This window comes from Undibacter mobilis (assembly GCF_003367195.1).
GTDB lineage: Bacteria > Pseudomonadota > Alphaproteobacteria > Rhizobiales > Xanthobacteraceae > Pseudolabrys > Pseudolabrys mobilis.
Window position 1 is genome coordinate 415,697 of record NZ_QRGO01000001.1, and the last position, 16,125, is coordinate 431,821.

Genomic DNA, 16,125 nt, shown 5'->3' on the forward strand with positions numbered 1-16,125 from the left:
TTCCGGGTTCGCGGTCTAACGACCGCGCCCCGGAATGACCAGCAATTTTACGCCACGCAGCTCTCGAAACCCTTGCGGATCTTCTCTTCCGGCAAATGACGGCCGATGAAGACGGCGCGGCTGATGCGCTGCTCCCCATCCTTCCATTTGCGCTGGTGATCGCCATCCAGGATCATGTGGACGCCCTGAAACACGAAGCGCTCCTCATCGTCCTTGAACGACAGGATGCCCTTGCAGCGCAGGATGTCCTTGCCGTCGGTCTGCACCAATTCCTGAATCCACGGGAAGAACTTGTCCGGGTTGAGCGGCTTGTCCGATGACAGCGCGATCGATTGCATCTCTTCGTCGTGATAGTGCTTCAGCCCACCATGATGGTGATGATGGCCGTGGCCATGATCGTGGTGGTGATGATCATGATCGTGGTCGTGATCGTCGGCCTCGAGGAAGGCCGGCTCGATCTCGAGGATGCGGTCGAGGTCGAAGGCGTTGCGGCCGAGCACATCCTTGATATTCACCTGGGCGCGCTCGGTCCGATGCAGCGTGGCATAAGGATTGATGCCGCGAATGCGCGCCTCGACTTCGTCCAGTTCGGCCGGCGTCACGAGATCGGTCTTGTTGAGCACGATTACGTCGGCAAAGGCGATCTGGTTCTTGGCTTCCGGCGCATCCTTGAGGCGGTCCTTGAGCCACTTGGCATCGGCCACCGTGACCACGGCGTCGAGCTTGGTCTTGGCGCCGATATTCTCGTCCATGAAAAAGGTCTGGGCGACCGGCGCCGGATCGGCGAGGCCGGTGGTTTCGACGATGATGGCGTCGAATTTGCCCTTGCGGCGCATCAAGCCGTCGATGATGCGGACGAGGTCGCCGCGCACCGTGCAACAGATGCAGCCATTGTTCATCTCGAAGACTTCCTCGTCGGCGTCCACCACGAGGTCGTTGTCGATGCCGATCTCGCCGAACTCGTTGACGATGACGGCGAACTTCTGGCCGTGCGGCTCGGTCAGAATGCGGTTCAGCAGCGTGGTCTTGCCGGCGCCGAGATAGCCGGTGAGCACGGTGACAGGGATCTTGCCGGCCGGCGTGGCCGCGGAATTGGCGTCGGTCATGAGAAATGAGCTCCTTAGGGCGCACATATAAGGGCTCGCCGCCGGAGGTGCAAAAGCCCTCTTTAGGAGCTGAAATACAAAAAGGCCGCCCGAAGGCGGCCTTTTAGTCCGTCGAAACGACGGAATATCCGGCTTAGCGGCAGCGCACGTAGTGACGGCGGCCGTAACGGTCGTGGTAGTAGCAACGGCCCGGACGGGTCGCGTCCGCAATGATCGCACCGGCAGCAGCACCGACGAGACCACCGGCGACCGCACCGCCGACCGAATTCGTGGCCAGACCGCCGATCAGGGCGCCACCGCCGCCGCCGATGAGGGCGCCGCCGGCCATACGATCCTGCCGCGCGGTTTCGCAACCACCGAGTGCGAGGGCCAGGGCACTCACAACCAATACCTTCTTGAGCATGTTCTTTTCTCCCGGGATGTCCAATTGACGTACAAATCGTAACAGGCTGTCAGGATGACATTATGGCCCGCCCCGGTAATGCCCGAAAGCGTCCTAAGGTTCCGACCGGCCGTGCGCCGAACAGACGTCATACCGGCCGCTGATTAACGGATTTTGGCGTTAAATGCGAAGTTTGGACGGTATCAAACCACCCGCTGGCGCCGGAAGCCACAAGACTTCCCTACCAGCGTAGCAGAACGCGGCCCAGCAGCGCGCCAGCAATGGTCACGCCTGCGATGGCGATCGGATACCAGACAGCAACGAACAGCGGCGAATCGTCGGGACAATGGGTGGCGTAGAGCATAGCCGCCAGTCCGCTGGCGGCGAGACCGGCTACCGCACCCGCAACGGCGCCCGAGGCCGGCGCGCCGCGCCTGAGCACGACCATGAACGCCGCCAGGAGCGGCAGTGACATCAGCGGAATGGCGGTCAGGCAAACGCGCGAATTGGTACCCACCAGCCTGACGAGCCACTGGTTCGAGGGAACGGCGAGCAGCTCGGCAACAACCGTGACAAGCAACAGCGCCGGCGCCGCGGCAAGCGCCACGGTGCGCCATCCCCGCGCCGGCACCGGCCGGCCGATCTGCAGGACAAGAGCAAAGGCTGTCGCCGCCAGCAGGATCACTTCGACGATCTTGATGTCGAAACGCACCGTGGCCACCGCCCGGGCAATGTCGGCACGCGGACCGAGCACCAGCAGAAATCCGGCGGCGGACAGCACAAGGCCGACACCAAGCGCCCAGGCGAACTGAGCGCCCAGCGGTGATTGGGCCGTCGCGCGATCGGCCACCAAAGCCTGAACCAGATCGTCCGTCCGCATCTCAGTCCTGTCCCAGTTGTCTTGCCAGCGCCGCCAAGCCGCGATGCAACGCGACCCGGACGGCGCCCGCCGTCATCTTTAGCCGTTCCGCAGCCTCGCCGATCGAATGGCCTTCAACCGCAATCGCTTGCACCACCGTGCGCTGACCGGTCGGCAGCTTCGCCAGATGGCGCTCGACCTCGCCCGGCGAGGCCGACGGCTCCGGCGCCTCGGCCGCGAGCGTCTCGGAAAACTCGTCGATCGACAGATCGAACTTGCCGGTGCGCCGGCGCAACACATCGACAACCTTGTAGCGGGCGATGGCATGCACCCACGGCTCGATGGGACGTTCACTGTCCCAGGTATGCCGCTTCAGATGCACGGCCAGCAGCACCTCCTGAACCACATCCTCCACATCGGCAGCGGACCGCCCCGCGCGCAAAAGATGACGGCGGATCGGCGCGCGCAAAGCAGCCGCTATGGCCCGCAGCAGACGCTCGTAAGCCTCCGCATCGCCGGTATTGGCGGCGCGCATCAGGTCTGACCAGCCGGCGTCGCTCAAACCCGCTCCTTCATCGTCATTCGTAGGTTTCTGGCGTTTGTTACACGCCACATCGAAAAATTCGCATTCATAGCCGCCCAACACAAAAACGTGAGCGATGTAACGCCGGGGGTCCTGGCCGCGAAAGACGGGAAGTGAGCCGGGACACCTCCCGCGCCGCGATTCGTAAACGCCTCACAGGAAGGACCATCTTATGACAAAGAATGCCATCGCCGCCACGACGCTCGCTGGTTCGCTGGCCGCCGCCTTCGCGATGATCTCGGTCGCTTCGGCTGCGCCGGCCCCCGCCCAACCGAACGCCGACAAATGCTACGGCGTCTCGCTCGCCGGCAAGAACGACTGCGCCGCCGGCCCCGGCACCACCTGCGCCGGCACCTCCAAGGTCGACTATCAGGGCAATGCCTGGAAGTACGTCGCCAAGGGCACCTGCGCCGCGATGAAGACGCCGAAGGGCATGGGCTCGCTCATGCCGATCAAGAGCTGATCGGCCAACGGGAGGCGCGTCTCCCCGCGCGCCTCCCGCCTCATCATCCCAAGCGAGATCCGCCATGCCCAGCGCTTCCTCTCTCCCCGCCTCCGCCGGCGTCGGCTTCAAGCCGCAACACTTCGCCGACATACTGGCCGGCGACGCACCGATTGGATTCATCGAAGTCCACGCCGAGAACTACATGGGCGATGGCGGGCCGCCGCATGCGCAACTCAACACACTGAGTGAACACTTTGCACTTTCGGTGCACGGCGTCGGGCTATCGATCGGCGGCGACGGTCCGCTCGACCCCGCGCATCTCACACGGCTCAAGACCTTGTGCGACCGGCATCAGCCGCAGAGCTTCTCCGAGCATCTGGCCTGGTCGTCGCACGGCGAGTTTTTCTACAACGACCTGCTGCCGCTGCCCTACACGGAAGCGACGCTGGCGCGCGTCTGCGAGCATATCGATAGAGTGCAGAGCGCACTCGGCCGCGAAATGCTCCTGGAAAATCCATCGACCTACGTCACCTTCACCGACAGCACGATCCCGGAAACAGAATTTCTCGACGTCGTGGCGCGGCGCACCGGTTGCGGCCTGTTGCTCGACGTCAACAATGTCTTCGTCAGCGCCACAAATCACGGCACCGATCCAGCGGCCTATCTCGCCGCGTTTCCGCTCAGCCGCGTGAAGGAGATCCATCTCGGCGGTCATGACGCACAGAGCGACGACGCCGGCGCGCCGCTCCTCATCGACGCGCATGGCACGGCGGTCGCCGATCCGGTCTGGACCCTTTATGAGGCCGTCATCGCCCGCACCGGCCCCGTCGCAACCTTGATCGAATGGGACAACGACGTGCCGGCCTGGCCGGTGCTGGCAGACGAGGCACGCGCCGCCTCGCGCATTCTCGCACGCGCCGCGGCGCAGGAGGCGGCGTGATGACCGATACCTTCCAGACAGTTCAGGCACAGTTCGCCGGCGCACTGATCGATGCCGAGCGTGCGGTGCCGCCTGCCGTATCGTCGCATACCGCGCGCACGCCACAGAAGCGGTTCGCGGTCTACCGCAACAACGTTATCGTTGGTCTCAGCGAAGCCCTGCGCACGCAGTTTCCGGCAACAGAGCGGATCGTCGGCCGGGAATTCTTCGCGGCTCTGGCGCGCGTCTATATCGCCAGCGAACCGCCGCGTTCGCCGGTCATGATGAGCTATGGCCAACGATTTCCCGCATTCATCGAGAGGTTCGAGCCGGCCGCAACCCTTCCCTATCTCGCCGATGTGGCGCGGCTCGAATTCGCGCGCACGCAAGCCTATCACGCCGCGGACGCAGCGCCGCTCGACGCAACCGCATGGCAGAGTATCGATGCGGATGCGCTGGGCCAAGCGCGCGTTGGGCTCCATCCATCATTGCGCATTGTGCGTTCGGCCTTTCCGGTGGTGACAATCTGGTCGATGAACGCCGGCATCATCGAGCCGGCCTCGATCGAAGACTGCGATGCAGAGGATGCCGTGATTATCCGCCCGCACACCGACGTCGAAGTGCGCCGGCTGCCGCCCGGCGGCGCGGCGTTCCTCGACGGGCTGGCCGCCGATCTGCCGCTCGGCGCAGCGGCTGCAGCGGCGGCCGATGCCGACGTCGCCTTTGACCTGACCGTCAATCTCGCCGGGCTGATCGGCGCCGGATTGACGATTGAGCTTCGTCCCTCCGCGCCCGTGAAAGGCACCGCATCATGAGCCAGACCTTGATTGCAACTCCAAGACCCACATCGACCGCGCTGGTCAAGCGCGCCATCTCTTTGATGGAAGCCATCCCTTACTGGGTCGTCGCATTGATAACGCGGATCGCAATTGCCGGCGTGTTCTGGCAATCCGGCCAGACCAAGGTCGACGGCTTCCATGTTACGGAAAGTGCGATTGAATTGTTTCGCAGCGAGTATCGTCTGCCGCTGATTGATCCGGCTGTGGCGGCGCATCTGGCCGCGCTCGCCGAACACCTGTTTCCGGTGCTGCTGCTCATCGGTCTCGCAACGCGCTTCTCCGCGCTCGCGCTTCTCGGCATGACGTTGGTCATCCAGATCTTCGTATACCCGGATGCCTGGCCGACGCACGGCACCTGGGCGGCCTGCCTCCTGATGCTGATGACGCGCGGGCCGGGACTGGTGTCGCTCGACGCGCTGATTGCGCGCCGCCACCCCTAACCCTTCGTCGCTCGGGGAGCCGATAACCGCCCAAGAAAAAGGCGCCGCGTCAGCGGCGCCTCAATCCGGATCAAGACGCTCAAACAGATCGCCTCAGATCACTTTCACGGTCGCGCCGACCGGCACGCGCTCGTAAAGGTCGAGGATGTCCTGGTTGAACAGGCGGATGCAGCCGCTCGACACCGCGGTGCCGATGGTCTCCGGCTCGATGGTGCCGTGCAGGCGGAAATAGGTGTCCTTGCCGCCGCGGTAGAGATAGAGAGCGCGCGGACCGAGCGGGTTTTCCGGGCCGCCCTGCATGCCGCCGGCAAAGGCGCGGTAGCGCGGAATAGCCGACATCATGGACGCGGTCGGCGTCCAGTGCGGCCACTTCTCCTTGCGGCCGATGACAGCGGTGCCGCGGAAGTTCGCGCCCTCGCTGCGGCCGACACCGACGCCGTAGCGGATCGCACGGCCGCCATCCTGCACCAGGTAAAGCCGACGCTGCCCGATATTGACGACGACGGTGCCCGGCTTTTCGTTGCCGCTCCACGACACTTCCGTGCGCATCAGGCTCGGATCGACGTTTTCGACCGCGGAAATGGTGTGGCCACCATCGCTGACATAGCCATAGTTGGCGGTCATGCAGCCGGCGGCGAAAAGCGGCAAACCCAGGGTAAACGCGCGGCGGGAAAGGCGAACAGCGGATTCGGTCGTGATTTTCGGGCGATTCATGGGGCACTCTGATGATTTGCGCGCATATTGCTAACCATCGTCCCGCCATGCAACACGCCGAAGACGAAACCCACACCGGTGTGTCCCGAAAGTGACATCGCTTCCCGCGATTCAGCCGTTAATTCGGCAGCATCGGCGTCGTGCGGCGCTTTACCACGCCGCTTAACCAGCCCGACAGACTTTGAAACGCTTCGGCCCCGGGCCTTGGTAGTCTGTGGCCAGCCCGACAGATTAGTGATGCCGTTTGTCCGGGCCAGAGGCAGCCGGGCGGGAAACTGTCCGGCTGCCTCGCTAATTTGTGGCCCGTCCGGAGCCATCCTGAGCCCCGTCGGCCGCACGGCCAAAGTTTAACGGCCGTTTTTCAGGTTTGTTCACTCTTGCGGCCTAGTCTCGATCAGCCACGGGCGTCGCCCGGCGCGACGTTGTATTGTGTGGGGCCGGCCATGTCGTTATCCGCGATCGAGAACTTCCTGCAGAACGCGCGAGCCCAGATCTCGCAGCGGGACATCAACGAAAGCTATTTGCGGGCCCTGACCGAGATGACCCGCGAGATCAAACGGCTGGAAGACGAAGTCCGCCGCGTCCAGCGCGATGTGCGCGTGGGCCGCCGTTTCGGCTGATTTACTGGACTTTTCTCAAGTACGCTTACGCAGCTCGTAGCGCTCTTCCGCGACAATCTGGATCAGATCGCACCCGCATTCGTTGGCGAAGGCGCGCAAGGCCGCGCGCGCGAACGGGTCAGGCTCCCCGGGGGGAAATAGACCTCCGAACTGCGCATAAGGCAGATCGAAGATGTGCCCCGCCGGCATGTCCGCCAAGTAGCTCCTGAGCACGTCGCTGGTCAGTTTCGCCATGATTTCGATCCAATTGCCCGGCCGGGCACGGCCGTTAGAGGGCGTGATAACGCCCCTTAAGTCTCTGATCAAAGCCGGAAACCGGAGCATTCTCCTGCAAAGGCCCCGGCGGGCTTGCCAGAGGAAATGTTATAATATTACATCCTTCGCGAACCCACCCTCTGACATGACGAGTTTGCCCATGCACGCCCGATCCTTTGCTCCTTTCGCGGCTGTCTTCGCGTTGCTTGCGTTGCCCTTTGCGACGGCCCAGGCCCAGACCACCGCTTGGCCCCTGAAGGTGGTGGCGGCCGAGAACTTCTACGGCGGCATCGCCGCCCAGATCGGCGGCGCCCATGTCAGCGTCTCCAATATCATCGCCAATCCGGATCAGGACCCCCATTCCTTCGAGGCGACGCCCGGCCAGGTGCGCCAGGTGGCCGACGCCAAGATCGTGATTTTCAACGGCGGACACTACGACGAGTGGATGGAAAAGCTGCTGAAGGCCGCGCCGCGCAAGGACCGCCTCACGGTCAATGCCGCCGCGGTGGTGAAGGCCAAGCACGGCGGCAACCCGCATCTGTGGTACGCGCCGGCGACCATGCCGGCCGTCGCCAAGGCCATGGCCGCGGCCTTCACCAAGGCCGATGCCGCCCATGCCAGCGATTACGCCGCCAATCTCGACAAGGTGCTCGCCGAGCTGGAGCGCGTGACCCAGCGCGTCGGCCAGCTCCGCGAGAAGCACAAGGGCAAGCCCGTGACGGCGACCGAGCCGGTGTTCGGCCTGATGGCGGAGGCCCTTGGCCTCACCATGCGCAACGAGAAATTCCAGCTCGCACTGATGAATGAATCCGAGCCGAGCGCCCGCGACATTGCCGCTTTCGAGAGCGACCTCAAAGCCCGCAAGGTGAAGGTGCTGCTCTATAATTCGCAGGTGTCGGAAAAGCTAGCGCAGCGGCTGGTGGACATCGCCAATCAGTCGAAAGTGCCGGTCGTCGGCGTCACCGAGACCCAGCCGGCCGACAAGTCCTTCGTCGACTGGATGCTCGGCCAGCTCGACGCCCTCGACAAGGCGCTCGACACGCCCGGCGCGTGATAACGACTCCCCACCCCTGCTCCCCTTCGCCGCGAATTGCGGGAAGGCTCAGGGGTGAGGGCTCTTTGCGATTGAAATGCCGGTGCAGCGGTGACAGCTTCTCCCCCACCCCAGACCCCTCTCAGCCACGCGCAAGCGCGTGTGCGGTGAGGGGAAGACCACCGCATTCGCAGATTGCCATCGGATGACCACCAGCGCCGTCATCGAACTCGACCATGCCACCATCGCGATCGGCGGCCGCGCCGTGCTGCGCGAGGTGAGCTTTGCCATTGCGCCCGGCGAATTCATCGGCGTGCTGGGACCGAACGGCGCCGGCAAGACGACATTGATGCGCGCGATCCTCGGCCTGCTGCCGCCGGCGGGCGGCGTGCTCCGCGTGTTCGGCGCGCTCCCGGCGCGCGGCAATGCCACCATCGGCTATCTGCCGCAATTGCGCACCGTGCTGCCCGACCTGCGGATCCGCGGGCTCGATTACATCGCCAGTTCGCTCAACGGCGAACGCTGGGGCTTGCCGTCGCTGACCGCCGCCGACCGCAACGCCATCGAACAGACGCTGGACGCCGTCGGCGCCGCCGATCTGGCGCGGCGGCCGCTGTCCGACATGTCGGGCGGCGAACGGCAGCGGCTGCTGCTGGCGCAGGCGCTGATGGGCAACCCGAAACTGCTGCTGCTCGACGAGCCGCTGATCAGCCTCGACGCCCGGCATCAGGAAGTCGTCATCGAGGTGGTGCGCAAGATCGCGCGCGAACGCGGCATTACGGTTCTGTTCTCGGCGCATGAGCTCAACCAGTTGCTCGGCGCCATCGACAAGGTGCTCTATCTCGGCAACGGCCACGCCGCGCTCGGCACGGTGGACGAGGTCGTCACGGCGCCGGTGTTGTCGCAGCTCTACGACACCGAGATCGAGGTCGTGCGCGCCGCCGGCCATATCTTCGTGATGTCGCGCGGCCGCGACGTCGAGCGCGATGCGCATATGCACGATCACGGGCACGCGCACGACCACCACGGCCATCACCATTAAGGCAACGGCACAGTGTTCCAGTACGACTTCGTTATCAACGCCTTCATCGCCGCCGGCATCGTCGCCGTGGTGTCGGGCGTGACCGGTTACTTCCTGGTGATGCGCGGGCAGACCTTTGCCGGCCACGCGCTGTCGCATATCGGTTTTGCCGGCGCGACCGGCGCGGGTCTGATCGGCTTGTCGCCGCTGGCGGGCCTTGTCGGCTTCACGCTGATCGCCGGCGTCGCCATGGGGCTGATGGGCGAACGCCTCGCCAACCGCGACGTCGCCATCGGCGTGGTGCTGTCGCTGGCGCTCGGTTTCGGCATCCTGTTTCTCTATTACTATACGTCGTTCGCCACCCAGGCGACGGCGCTGCTGTTCGGCAACGTGCTTGCGGTCGATATGGAGATGATCCGGGCGCTGTCCGCGCTCGGCGCGGCGACACTCATCCTGCTCGCCATCATCATGCGGCCGCTGATCTTCGCCTCGTTGCAGCCTGAGCTTGCCGAAGCCAAGGGCGTGCCGCTGCGCTTCATCTCGACCGTGTTCCTGGCTTTGGTGGCGCTGGCCGTCGCGGCCTGCGCCCAGATCGTCGGCGTGCTGATGGTATTCACGCTGATGGTCGGGCCGGCGGCGGCGGCGCAGCGTCTGGTCAACGGCCTGTGGAGTGGGCTCGCGCTCGCTGCGGTAATCGCGCTGGCCGAGGCCTGGCTCGGCATCGTCATCGCCTACCACACTGACTGGCCGGTGAGCTTCTGCATCGCGCTGCTGAGCGCGACGATCTATTTCGCCGCGGCGATGCGGCCGGCGACGGATCGGCACGCTCACTAGGACAAAAGCAAACGGCCCCGCCGAAGCGGGGCCGTCACTGGGTCGATCAAAGGCGAACTCTCGGCGCCTTACATCTTGGCGCCGCGCTCCTTGAAGAACTTCACCGCACCCGGATGCCACGGAACCGGCGAGTTGTCCTTGATCTGGTTCTCGACCGAGAAGCTGCTGGCTTCCTTGTGAACGGCGACGAGATCGGCCTTCTTGTCCACGATCAGCTTGACGATGTTATAGGCATCCTGCTCCGACATCTTGTCGCCGGTGACGAGGATGTTCCACACCGCCGATGCCTTGTTGGCCTTGCCCTGGTTCGGATAAGTGCCGGCCTTGATGTCGACCGCCGCGTACAGGTTGTTGTACTTGTCGTTCATCTTCTTCACGACGTCGGAGTGATCGACGAGCTTCATCGTGACGCCCGGCGTGGCGCCGAGATCGGTCACGGCCGCGGTCGGCAGACCGCCGACCCAGAAGAAGGCGTCGATCTTGCGGTCCTTGATGGCGTTTACCGATTCCGCGACGCCGAGGCGCTCGCGCTTCATGTCCTTGTCCTTGTCCAGGCCGCCGGCCTCGATGACGCGGAACGCCATCACTTCGGTGGCGCTGCCCGGCGAACCGGTCGAGACGCGCTTGCCCTTGAGATCCGCAATCGAATTGATGCCGGTGCCATCGATCGTCACGACGTGCATGACGTTCGGATAGAGCACCATCAGCGTCTGCAAGTTGACCTTGCCGCTCTTGAACTTGTCTTCGCCCTTGAACGCATCGAGCGCGGCATCGGCCATCGAGAAGCCGATCTCGCTCTGGCCCGAGCCGATGAGCTTGAGGTTGTCGACCGAACCGCCGGTGACCTCGGCAGTCGCCTGCGTGTTGGGCAGATTCTTCGAGATCAGATTGGCGAGGCCGCCGCCGATCGGATAGTAGACGCCGCCCGTGCCGCCCGTGCCGATGGCGATGGTGCGCTGCTGCGCCGTTGCGCCCATTGAGAGCGATACCGTGGCCGCGGCCGCCAGTACGCCGACGAAAAACTTGTTCATCCGTATCCTCCGATTGCTGATTTTCAATGCCGGCCGGCTGATCCCGGCTTCTGCTGTCTATTGTGCCGCCTGAAGGCCGTTATTCCAACGCCTTTTTTGAGATGTCACGCGAGTGCAGCCGAAGGCCGCGGCCCCTTCCATTGCCAGAGCAACAGGGCCGCGCCCAAGGCGAGGCCAAATGGCGCCGGATGCGGAATGTCGGCGCCGATGACCTTTTCGATCCCCGCCTCCAGCAGGCTTGGGAACACCAGCAGCAGGCCGCAAATCGTGAACAGAATGCGCTCGACGACCGTGGTCGCGCGGAGCGCCCAGTTCTGCGCCGCCGCCGATAGCGCGCCGAGGCCGGCCGCGGTGACGAAGGTAATCCAGACGATGCTCCAGACCGTGCCGTCCTTCGGCATTTTCAGCAGGAGGCCGATGCCGAGCGGATCGAGCACGAAGACGAAGGGCACGAGGAAGGCCGGCAGCGTATATTTCCAGGCCTGCAACGTCGTCTTGTAGGGATCGCCACCGGTAATGGCCGCCGCCGCGAAAGGCGACAATGCGGTCGGTGGCGACACTTCCGAGAGCACGGCGTAATAGAAGATGAACATATGCGCGGCGTAGTCCGGCACGCCGAGCTTGGTCAACGCCGGCGCGGCGATGACCGCGCAGATGATGTAGGACGCCGTCACCGGCACGGCGAGACCGATGATCCAGACCACCAGCGACGTGTAGATCGCCGTCATCAGCAGGCTACCGCCGGCCATATCGATGACGATCGACGAGAATTTGAGACCAAGGCCGGTCAGCGTCACGACGCCGACGATGATGCCGGCCGCGGCGCAGGTTGTCGCCGCACTGAGCACGCCGATCGAGCCATCGGCAAGCGCGGAGGTCAGCTTCTTCGCGGAGGGCATCGCCTTCTGGCCACGCTCCGTCAACCCCGAGAAAGCAACCACGGCCATGACGATGAGAATGATCATCGGGAACCAGGCCTGAACCAAGCCTCCAATCGCCGAGGAGGAGAAATTCGGAATCATCTCCAGAACCACCGCAACGATGGCTGCCCCAAGCAGAGCCAGCAAAACGCGTTGCGGGCCGAGAGAGGTTTCCGGCGTCAGCGCGCTCATGCCGAAGGCAAGCACGGTGGCATAGAACACCGACAGCATCGGCGAGAAGCCGATCACCATAAAAATCACGACCCCGACCAGCGAGACGAAGTGGAAACCGTACCGCTTCGTCATCTGCCAGACGGTCATCTCCTGATTGAAGGCAACCTCGCGCGCGCCGAAGCGCAGCGCATCGAGTTCCACCATGAACAGCAGCGAGAGGTAGTAGAGACAGGTCGGGATGATCGCCATCCAGATAACATCGAGATAGCCGATCTTGAGAAATTCGGCGATCAGGAACGCGGCGGCGCCGAGGACCGGCGGCGAGATGATGGCGCCGAGGCCGCCTGCGGCAAGCAGGCCGCCGGCGGCATTCTTTTCGAAGCCGGCTTTCTTCAGCATCGGCCAGGCGACGGTGCCGATCATCACCGTGGTCGCGACGCCCGAGCCCGACGGGCCGCCAAGCAGGAACGACGAGGCGACAACCGCACGGCCGGCGCTCGACGGCTTGTTGCCCATGACACCGAGCGAAAAGTCGATGAAGAATTTTCCGGCGCCCGAATGCTGCAGGATGGCACCGTAGATCGTGAACATGATGATCAGCGATGCCGAGACGTCGACCGCGACGCCGAAAATGCCTTCGAGTGTGATGAAGAGATGACCGACGAGACGCGCGATGTCGAAGCCGCGATGCGTCCACGGCGGCGGCAGATGCGGGCCCAACATCGCATAGGCGATGAACAGGATCGCCACGATCGGCATGATCGGACCGGTGGTGCGGCGCGCGGCTTCAAGGACGAGCAGAATGAAGATGCCGCCCATGATGACATCCATCCGGTCGGGCACCGTGGCGCGGTCGGTGAAGTCTTCGCCGCCCCACAGCGCATAGAGGATGATGACGATGCCGGCGAGCGCGGGAATGATGTCGAACCACTGCAGCCGGTTGCGGAAACGATCCGCCATCGGGAACAGCATGAAGCTGAGCAGCAGAACGAAAGCGACGTGGATGTAGCGCAGCGGCTGCGTCGGAACGATATCGTAGGCTGCGTAGAGGTGGAACAGGGTCATCGTGATCGCGATGGCGATCACCGCGGTGCCGACCCAGCCGGTCAGGCGGTTCCCCGCGCCTTCTTCCTGCTGGACGTATTCTTCGGCTTTGCGCAGACCCTCAGCGGAAATGCTGTCATCGGCTACGGCAGATTTTGGATCCGCTGTCATCGTCCCCCCTCAAGTTCACTTCGACCGGCGGGCTTTGTGCCTTCGAGCCGATCGTTCCGACCGCCCATATCACGTTTGCCGACAGGGCAAAACCTCCGGGACGTTGCATCGCAAAACGGGAAAAGGCGCTGCCACAAAATGCGGCAGCGCCCGATCATTAAACTAAAGGCGCAGATGCAACGCTAGGTGTCAGGCCAGCACATCATTATCGATGCCGGCCGGAGCGCCCACATAGTGCTGCGGCACGAGGTCAAGCGGCTCGGCGGCCGGCGCCAGCGGTGCGAAGTCACGATTGCCGCCAACGTCGTTGACGCTGGGGGCTTCGACCGGCCGCTCAAGGCGGCGCGAGGAGCCTTCGAACACGACGTTCGGCTCGATACTGAGCGACTTGTTGTAGACCTCGCCCTCGATGCGGGCGCTGCCCTGAAGCTTCACGGTGTTGCCTTGGATCGTGCCCTTGAAGGAACCCTGCACGATGGCGTCGAGCGCAGTGACATTGCCTTCGACATAGGCGCCCTCGCCGACAATGAGATGCGCGGCGTGGATATCGCCGAGCACGCGGCCGAACACCTGAACGGCGCCGGCGCAAACGACATTGCCGGTCACCAGCATGCCGGGACCGAATGTGGTGACGATATCGGGCTGCGCCTTGGAAGCGGAACCCAGGCGGGCCTCGGCGGCCGAATAATCCTTGGACATGAAGCTCACGACATCACCTTGCTGGTTGGCGTTCCCGTATCCCGCGCAAAAATACCGCGCCCTTTGAACCGGGCCAGCGCAAAGCCGATTCATCACTAATGCGGGCCGCATTAACTTAACGGCCGTCGATTGGCGCAGGCGAACTTGATTAAAGCGCCGCCGAAACGCTTAATGTCGGAATGCGGAGCCCTGTTGTAACCAAGGCGAAAGCCACCCAGACGGCGCGGGACAAGGCCATCGAGGCCGCGGTCAGCCAGTTCATGAAGTCGATCGATCACGCCACGCGGCGCGAGATCGAGAAGCGCCTGCGCAAGGCGCTTGCCGACGGCGTTGTTAAGCCGGGCGACAGCATCACCGCCGGCATGGGCCTCAAAAGTCCGGACGCCGATCTCGACGTCGCGGTGTTCGGCAAGATCAAGCTGTAGCGCCCGAACTACTCCGCCGGCACCGCCGCCGCCGGCACGCGCGCTGTCGCCGGCTGCCGCGACAGCACGAACAGGAAGCCCGACACGATCAGGTAAGCGAGCGCGATCTGCGGCTGCACGCCGAAGCCTTTGCCGATTCCGATGGCTTCGCCGTGCATGAAGCCGAAATAGGTCAGCACCGCGCCGGCCAGCGCGAAACCCGCCGCATTGGCGAACTTCTTGTCGATGACGAAGACGCCGATGGCGCCCAGCACCAGGCCGACCAGGATCGAACCGCCGCCCATCAGCTCAAGGCCGTGGGCGAGCACGCCGTTCTGCGCCATCTTGCCGACGAAGTCCGGCGCGTGCTGTGCACCAAAATTCATGCCGGCGGCGCCGAGCGCGCCGGAGAGCAGCACGGTCGCCCAGGCGGCCAGATGCGGCGTGGTGGCGAGCGCGATCGCCGGCGCATGCTCGCGCGGCGTCGTCTGGAACGCCTGCGCGCAGATCAGCATGCCGATGTAGAGAAGGATCGGCGAGATCGCGACTACCGGCACGATGGCGAGCATCAGCGAGATGACGCCGAACCACGACAGCACGATCACCATCAGCCCGGTCGCCGCCGAATAGCCGATGCGGCCGCCCATCGCCTTCCAGCCGGGATGGCCGATATAGACGGCGTTGATGAACGGATTGCCCATCAGGCAGCCGATCAGGCTGACGACGCCGTCGGCGGTGAGCACACGGGTGGTCGGGTATTCGTCGCCCGCCGCTTCCGCGCTTTCGACGTTATCCATCGCCTCGACCAGATCGTAGATGCCGTAGGGAATCGCGGTGACGAGGATAACGGCGAGATACTCGAAGCCGGAGAAGACGTGGCCGAAGGCCGGCAGCGGCACCGAGAAGCCGAAGTTCGAGAACGCCGCCTTGACGCCCGCAACATTGACGCCGCCGATGTCGAGGCCGAACAGGGTCGAACCCCAGGCGATCACCATGCCGACGCCGATGGCGACAAGGCCGGCGGGAATGCCTTTCGGGTACTTGTAACCGCCGAACCAGCTCACCAGAATGATGGCGAAGCAGGTCAGACCGATCACCGGCGTCATGAACATTTCCAGCGCCGGGCGCATCGAGATGAAGGCGATGGAAACGCCGGCGAGCGTGCCAAGCAGCGCCGCGCGCGGTGTGATCTTGCGGATGACCGGAGCGATGAAGCCGCCGATCATCAGGATGAAGCTCTGGAAGAACACCCAGACGAGACCCGCCTCCCAGCCCTTGATCGGATCGCCGGTCGAAATCGTGATCGGCAGCATGATCACGAAGGTGACGATGAACATGTGCGGCACGCTGATGCCCGAAGGCAGCGCGCAAACGTCGGAGCGTCCGGTCTTCTTCGCCAGGCTGTAGGCGAGCCAGGCGTAGTAGAATGTCGACAGGCACATCATCAGGCCCATCGCCGGCAGGATGCGGCCGAACACGATGGCGTCCGGCATCTTCAGCACAAAGCGCAACAGGCCGGTGAGCACCAGCATGTTGACCAGAATGTTGGTGCCGAAGCCGAAGAAGGCATTCCAGTCGCCGGGCGTCCACAGCGCCGGTGTCGTCTTGGTCGTGACCATGTTCATTGCTCCC

Annotated in this window: 19 protein-coding genes; 9 read left to right on the forward strand and 10 right to left on the reverse strand. The window is 64.0% G+C overall.

The genetic code is table 11. The annotated features are described in order from the left end of the window. Positions 1-47 precede the first annotated feature (47 nt). From DXH78_RS01935 to DXH78_RS01950, 4 genes are all read right to left on the reverse strand, one after another. Entirely contained in the window at positions 48-1,106 is a 1,059-nt protein-coding gene (locus tag DXH78_RS01935) for a CobW family GTP-binding protein (protein ID WP_115515482.1), read from the reverse strand. A gap of 133 nt (positions 1,107-1,239) precedes the next feature. After that, complete coding sequence (locus DXH78_RS01940) at positions 1,240-1,509, reverse strand: YMGG-like glycine zipper-containing protein (protein WP_115515483.1); 270 nt, start codon at positions 1,507-1,509, stop codon at positions 1,240-1,242. A gap of 220 nt (positions 1,510-1,729) precedes the next feature. Continuing rightward, the gene (locus DXH78_RS01945) at positions 1,730-2,368 is read right to left on the reverse strand and encodes an NrsF family protein (protein WP_115515484.1); all 639 of its coding nucleotides are present in this window, start codon (positions 2,366-2,368) and stop codon (positions 1,730-1,732) included. 1 nt (position 2,369) lies between these two features. After that, positions 2,370-2,909, reverse strand: a complete 540-nt coding sequence (locus DXH78_RS01950) for a sigma-70 family RNA polymerase sigma factor (protein WP_283805604.1) — start codon at positions 2,907-2,909, stop codon at positions 2,370-2,372. Positions 2,910-3,102: 193 nt separating this feature from the next. Here DXH78_RS01950 and DXH78_RS01955 point away from each other — a divergent pair, with 193 nt between their 5' ends. From DXH78_RS01955 to DXH78_RS01970, 4 genes are all read left to right on the forward strand, one after another. Continuing rightward, positions 3,103-3,393, forward strand: coding sequence for a BufA1 family periplasmic bufferin-type metallophore (locus DXH78_RS01955; protein ID WP_115515485.1), 291 nt, complete (start codon positions 3,103-3,105; stop codon positions 3,391-3,393). Positions 3,394-3,457: 64 nt separating this feature from the next. Then, positions 3,458-4,315 carry an MNIO family bufferin maturase gene (bufB, locus tag DXH78_RS01960; protein ID WP_115515486.1) on the forward strand — a complete coding sequence of 286 codons (858 nt, stop codon included), beginning with the start codon at positions 3,458-3,460 and terminating at the stop codon, positions 4,313-4,315. Next, positions 4,315-5,109, forward strand: coding sequence for an HvfC/BufC N-terminal domain-containing protein (locus DXH78_RS01965; RefSeq protein ID WP_115515487.1), 795 nt, complete (start codon positions 4,315-4,317; stop codon positions 5,107-5,109). The genes bufB and DXH78_RS01965 overlap by 1 nt, the downstream gene beginning before the upstream one ends. Continuing rightward, the gene (locus DXH78_RS01970; protein WP_115515488.1) at positions 5,106-5,573 is read left to right on the forward strand and encodes a DoxX family protein; all 468 of its coding nucleotides are present in this window, start codon (positions 5,106-5,108) and stop codon (positions 5,571-5,573) included. The genes DXH78_RS01965 and DXH78_RS01970 overlap by 4 nt, the downstream gene beginning before the upstream one ends. Before the next feature lie 93 nt (positions 5,574-5,666). Here DXH78_RS01970 and DXH78_RS01975 read toward each other — a convergent pair whose 3' ends face one another. Next, a complete protein-coding gene (locus DXH78_RS01975; protein ID WP_115515489.1) occupies positions 5,667-6,287 on the reverse strand; it encodes a L,D-transpeptidase in 621 nt (206 codons plus the stop codon). A 443-nt stretch (positions 6,288-6,730) separates the two neighbouring features. On the opposite strand from DXH78_RS01975, the gene DXH78_RS19740 reads away from it, so the two are divergent. Next, entirely contained in the window at positions 6,731-6,907 is a 177-nt protein-coding gene (locus tag DXH78_RS19740; protein WP_168192678.1) for a hypothetical protein, read from the forward strand. 15 nt (positions 6,908-6,922) lie between these two features. Here the strand turns inward: DXH78_RS19740 and DXH78_RS01980 are convergent, their stop codons facing one another. Continuing rightward, positions 6,923-7,141: a hypothetical protein gene (locus DXH78_RS01980; protein WP_147292556.1), complete on the reverse strand. Its 219-nt coding sequence runs from the start codon at positions 7,139-7,141 to the stop codon at positions 6,923-6,925. 181 nt (positions 7,142-7,322) lie between these two features. On the opposite strand from DXH78_RS01980, the gene DXH78_RS01985 reads away from it, so the two are divergent. The 3 genes from DXH78_RS01985 (at position 7,323) to DXH78_RS01995 (ending at position 10,050) form a co-directional block, all read left to right on the forward strand. Further along, complete coding sequence (locus tag DXH78_RS01985) at positions 7,323-8,216, forward strand: metal ABC transporter solute-binding protein, Zn/Mn family (RefSeq protein ID WP_210209492.1); 894 nt, start codon at positions 7,323-7,325, stop codon at positions 8,214-8,216. A gap of 184 nt (positions 8,217-8,400) precedes the next feature. Beyond that, the gene (locus DXH78_RS01990; protein WP_115515492.1) at positions 8,401-9,237 is read left to right on the forward strand and encodes a metal ABC transporter ATP-binding protein; all 837 of its coding nucleotides are present in this window, start codon (positions 8,401-8,403) and stop codon (positions 9,235-9,237) included. Between the two features lie 12 nt (positions 9,238-9,249). Next, complete coding sequence (locus DXH78_RS01995; protein ID WP_115515493.1) at positions 9,250-10,050, forward strand: metal ABC transporter permease; 801 nt, start codon at positions 9,250-9,252, stop codon at positions 10,048-10,050. 68 nt (positions 10,051-10,118) lie between these two features. Here the strand turns inward: DXH78_RS01995 and DXH78_RS02000 are convergent, their stop codons facing one another. The 3 genes from DXH78_RS02000 to DXH78_RS02010 form a co-directional block, all read right to left on the reverse strand. Next, the gene (locus DXH78_RS02000; RefSeq protein WP_115515494.1) at positions 10,119-11,081 is read right to left on the reverse strand and encodes a TAXI family TRAP transporter solute-binding subunit; all 963 of its coding nucleotides are present in this window, start codon (positions 11,079-11,081) and stop codon (positions 10,119-10,121) included. Positions 11,082-11,185: 104 nt separating this feature from the next. Further along, the gene (locus DXH78_RS02005) at positions 11,186-13,390 is read right to left on the reverse strand and encodes a TRAP transporter permease (RefSeq protein WP_115515495.1); all 2,205 of its coding nucleotides are present in this window, start codon (positions 13,388-13,390) and stop codon (positions 11,186-11,188) included. A 189-nt stretch (positions 13,391-13,579) separates the two neighbouring features. After that, complete coding sequence (locus DXH78_RS02010; RefSeq protein WP_245416836.1) at positions 13,580-14,089, reverse strand: bactofilin family protein; 510 nt, start codon at positions 14,087-14,089, stop codon at positions 13,580-13,582. A 179-nt stretch (positions 14,090-14,268) separates the two neighbouring features. Here DXH78_RS02010 and DXH78_RS02015 point away from each other — a divergent pair, with 179 nt between their 5' ends. Then, positions 14,269-14,514: a DUF6494 family protein gene (locus DXH78_RS02015; protein WP_115515497.1), complete on the forward strand. Its 246-nt coding sequence runs from the start codon at positions 14,269-14,271 to the stop codon at positions 14,512-14,514. Positions 14,515-14,522: 8 nt separating this feature from the next. Here DXH78_RS02015 and DXH78_RS02020 read toward each other — a convergent pair whose 3' ends face one another. Further along, a complete protein-coding gene (locus tag DXH78_RS02020) occupies positions 14,523-16,118 on the reverse strand; it encodes a regulator (protein WP_115515498.1) in 1,596 nt (531 codons plus the stop codon). Positions 16,119-16,125: the final 7 nt, after the last annotated feature.

Coding starts and splice junctions, on each gene's coding strand:
- DXH78_RS01935 (WP_115515482.1), bottom strand. CDS start 1,106: ATGACCGACGCCAATTCCGCGGCCACGCCGGCCGGCAAGATCCCTGTC.
- DXH78_RS01940 (WP_115515483.1), bottom strand. CDS start 1,509: ATGCTCAAGAAGGTATTGGTTGTGAGTGCCCTGGCCCTCGCACTCGGT.
- DXH78_RS01945 (WP_115515484.1), bottom strand. CDS start 2,368: ATGCGGACGGACGATCTGGTTCAGGCTTTGGTGGCCGATCGCGCGACG.
- DXH78_RS01955 (WP_115515485.1), top strand. CDS start 3,103: ATGACAAAGAATGCCATCGCCGCCACGACGCTCGCTGGTTCGCTGGCC.
- bufB (WP_115515486.1), top strand. CDS start 3,458: ATGCCCAGCGCTTCCTCTCTCCCCGCCTCCGCCGGCGTCGGCTTCAAG.
- DXH78_RS01965 (WP_115515487.1), top strand. CDS start 4,315: ATGACCGATACCTTCCAGACAGTTCAGGCACAGTTCGCCGGCGCACTG.
- DXH78_RS01970 (WP_115515488.1), top strand. CDS start 5,106: ATGAGCCAGACCTTGATTGCAACTCCAAGACCCACATCGACCGCGCTG.
- DXH78_RS01975 (WP_115515489.1), bottom strand. CDS start 6,287: ATGAATCGCCCGAAAATCACGACCGAATCCGCTGTTCGCCTTTCCCGC.
- DXH78_RS19740 (WP_168192678.1), top strand. CDS start 6,731: ATGTCGTTATCCGCGATCGAGAACTTCCTGCAGAACGCGCGAGCCCAG.
- DXH78_RS01980 (WP_147292556.1), bottom strand. CDS start 7,141: ATGGCGAAACTGACCAGCGACGTGCTCAGGAGCTACTTGGCGGACATG.
- DXH78_RS01985 (WP_210209492.1), top strand. CDS start 7,323: ATGCACGCCCGATCCTTTGCTCCTTTCGCGGCTGTCTTCGCGTTGCTT.
- DXH78_RS01990 (WP_115515492.1), top strand. CDS start 8,401: ATGACCACCAGCGCCGTCATCGAACTCGACCATGCCACCATCGCGATC.
- DXH78_RS02000 (WP_115515494.1), bottom strand. CDS start 11,081: ATGAACAAGTTTTTCGTCGGCGTACTGGCGGCCGCGGCCACGGTATCG.
- DXH78_RS02005 (WP_115515495.1), bottom strand. CDS start 13,390: ATGACAGCGGATCCAAAATCTGCCGTAGCCGATGACAGCATTTCCGCT.
- DXH78_RS02010 (WP_245416836.1), bottom strand. CDS start 14,089: ATGTCCAAGGATTATTCGGCCGCCGAGGCCCGCCTGGGTTCCGCTTCC.
- DXH78_RS02015 (WP_115515497.1), top strand. CDS start 14,269: ATGCGGAGCCCTGTTGTAACCAAGGCGAAAGCCACCCAGACGGCGCGG.
- DXH78_RS02020 (WP_115515498.1), bottom strand. CDS start 16,118: ATGAACATGGTCACGACCAAGACGACACCGGCGCTGTGGACGCCCGGC.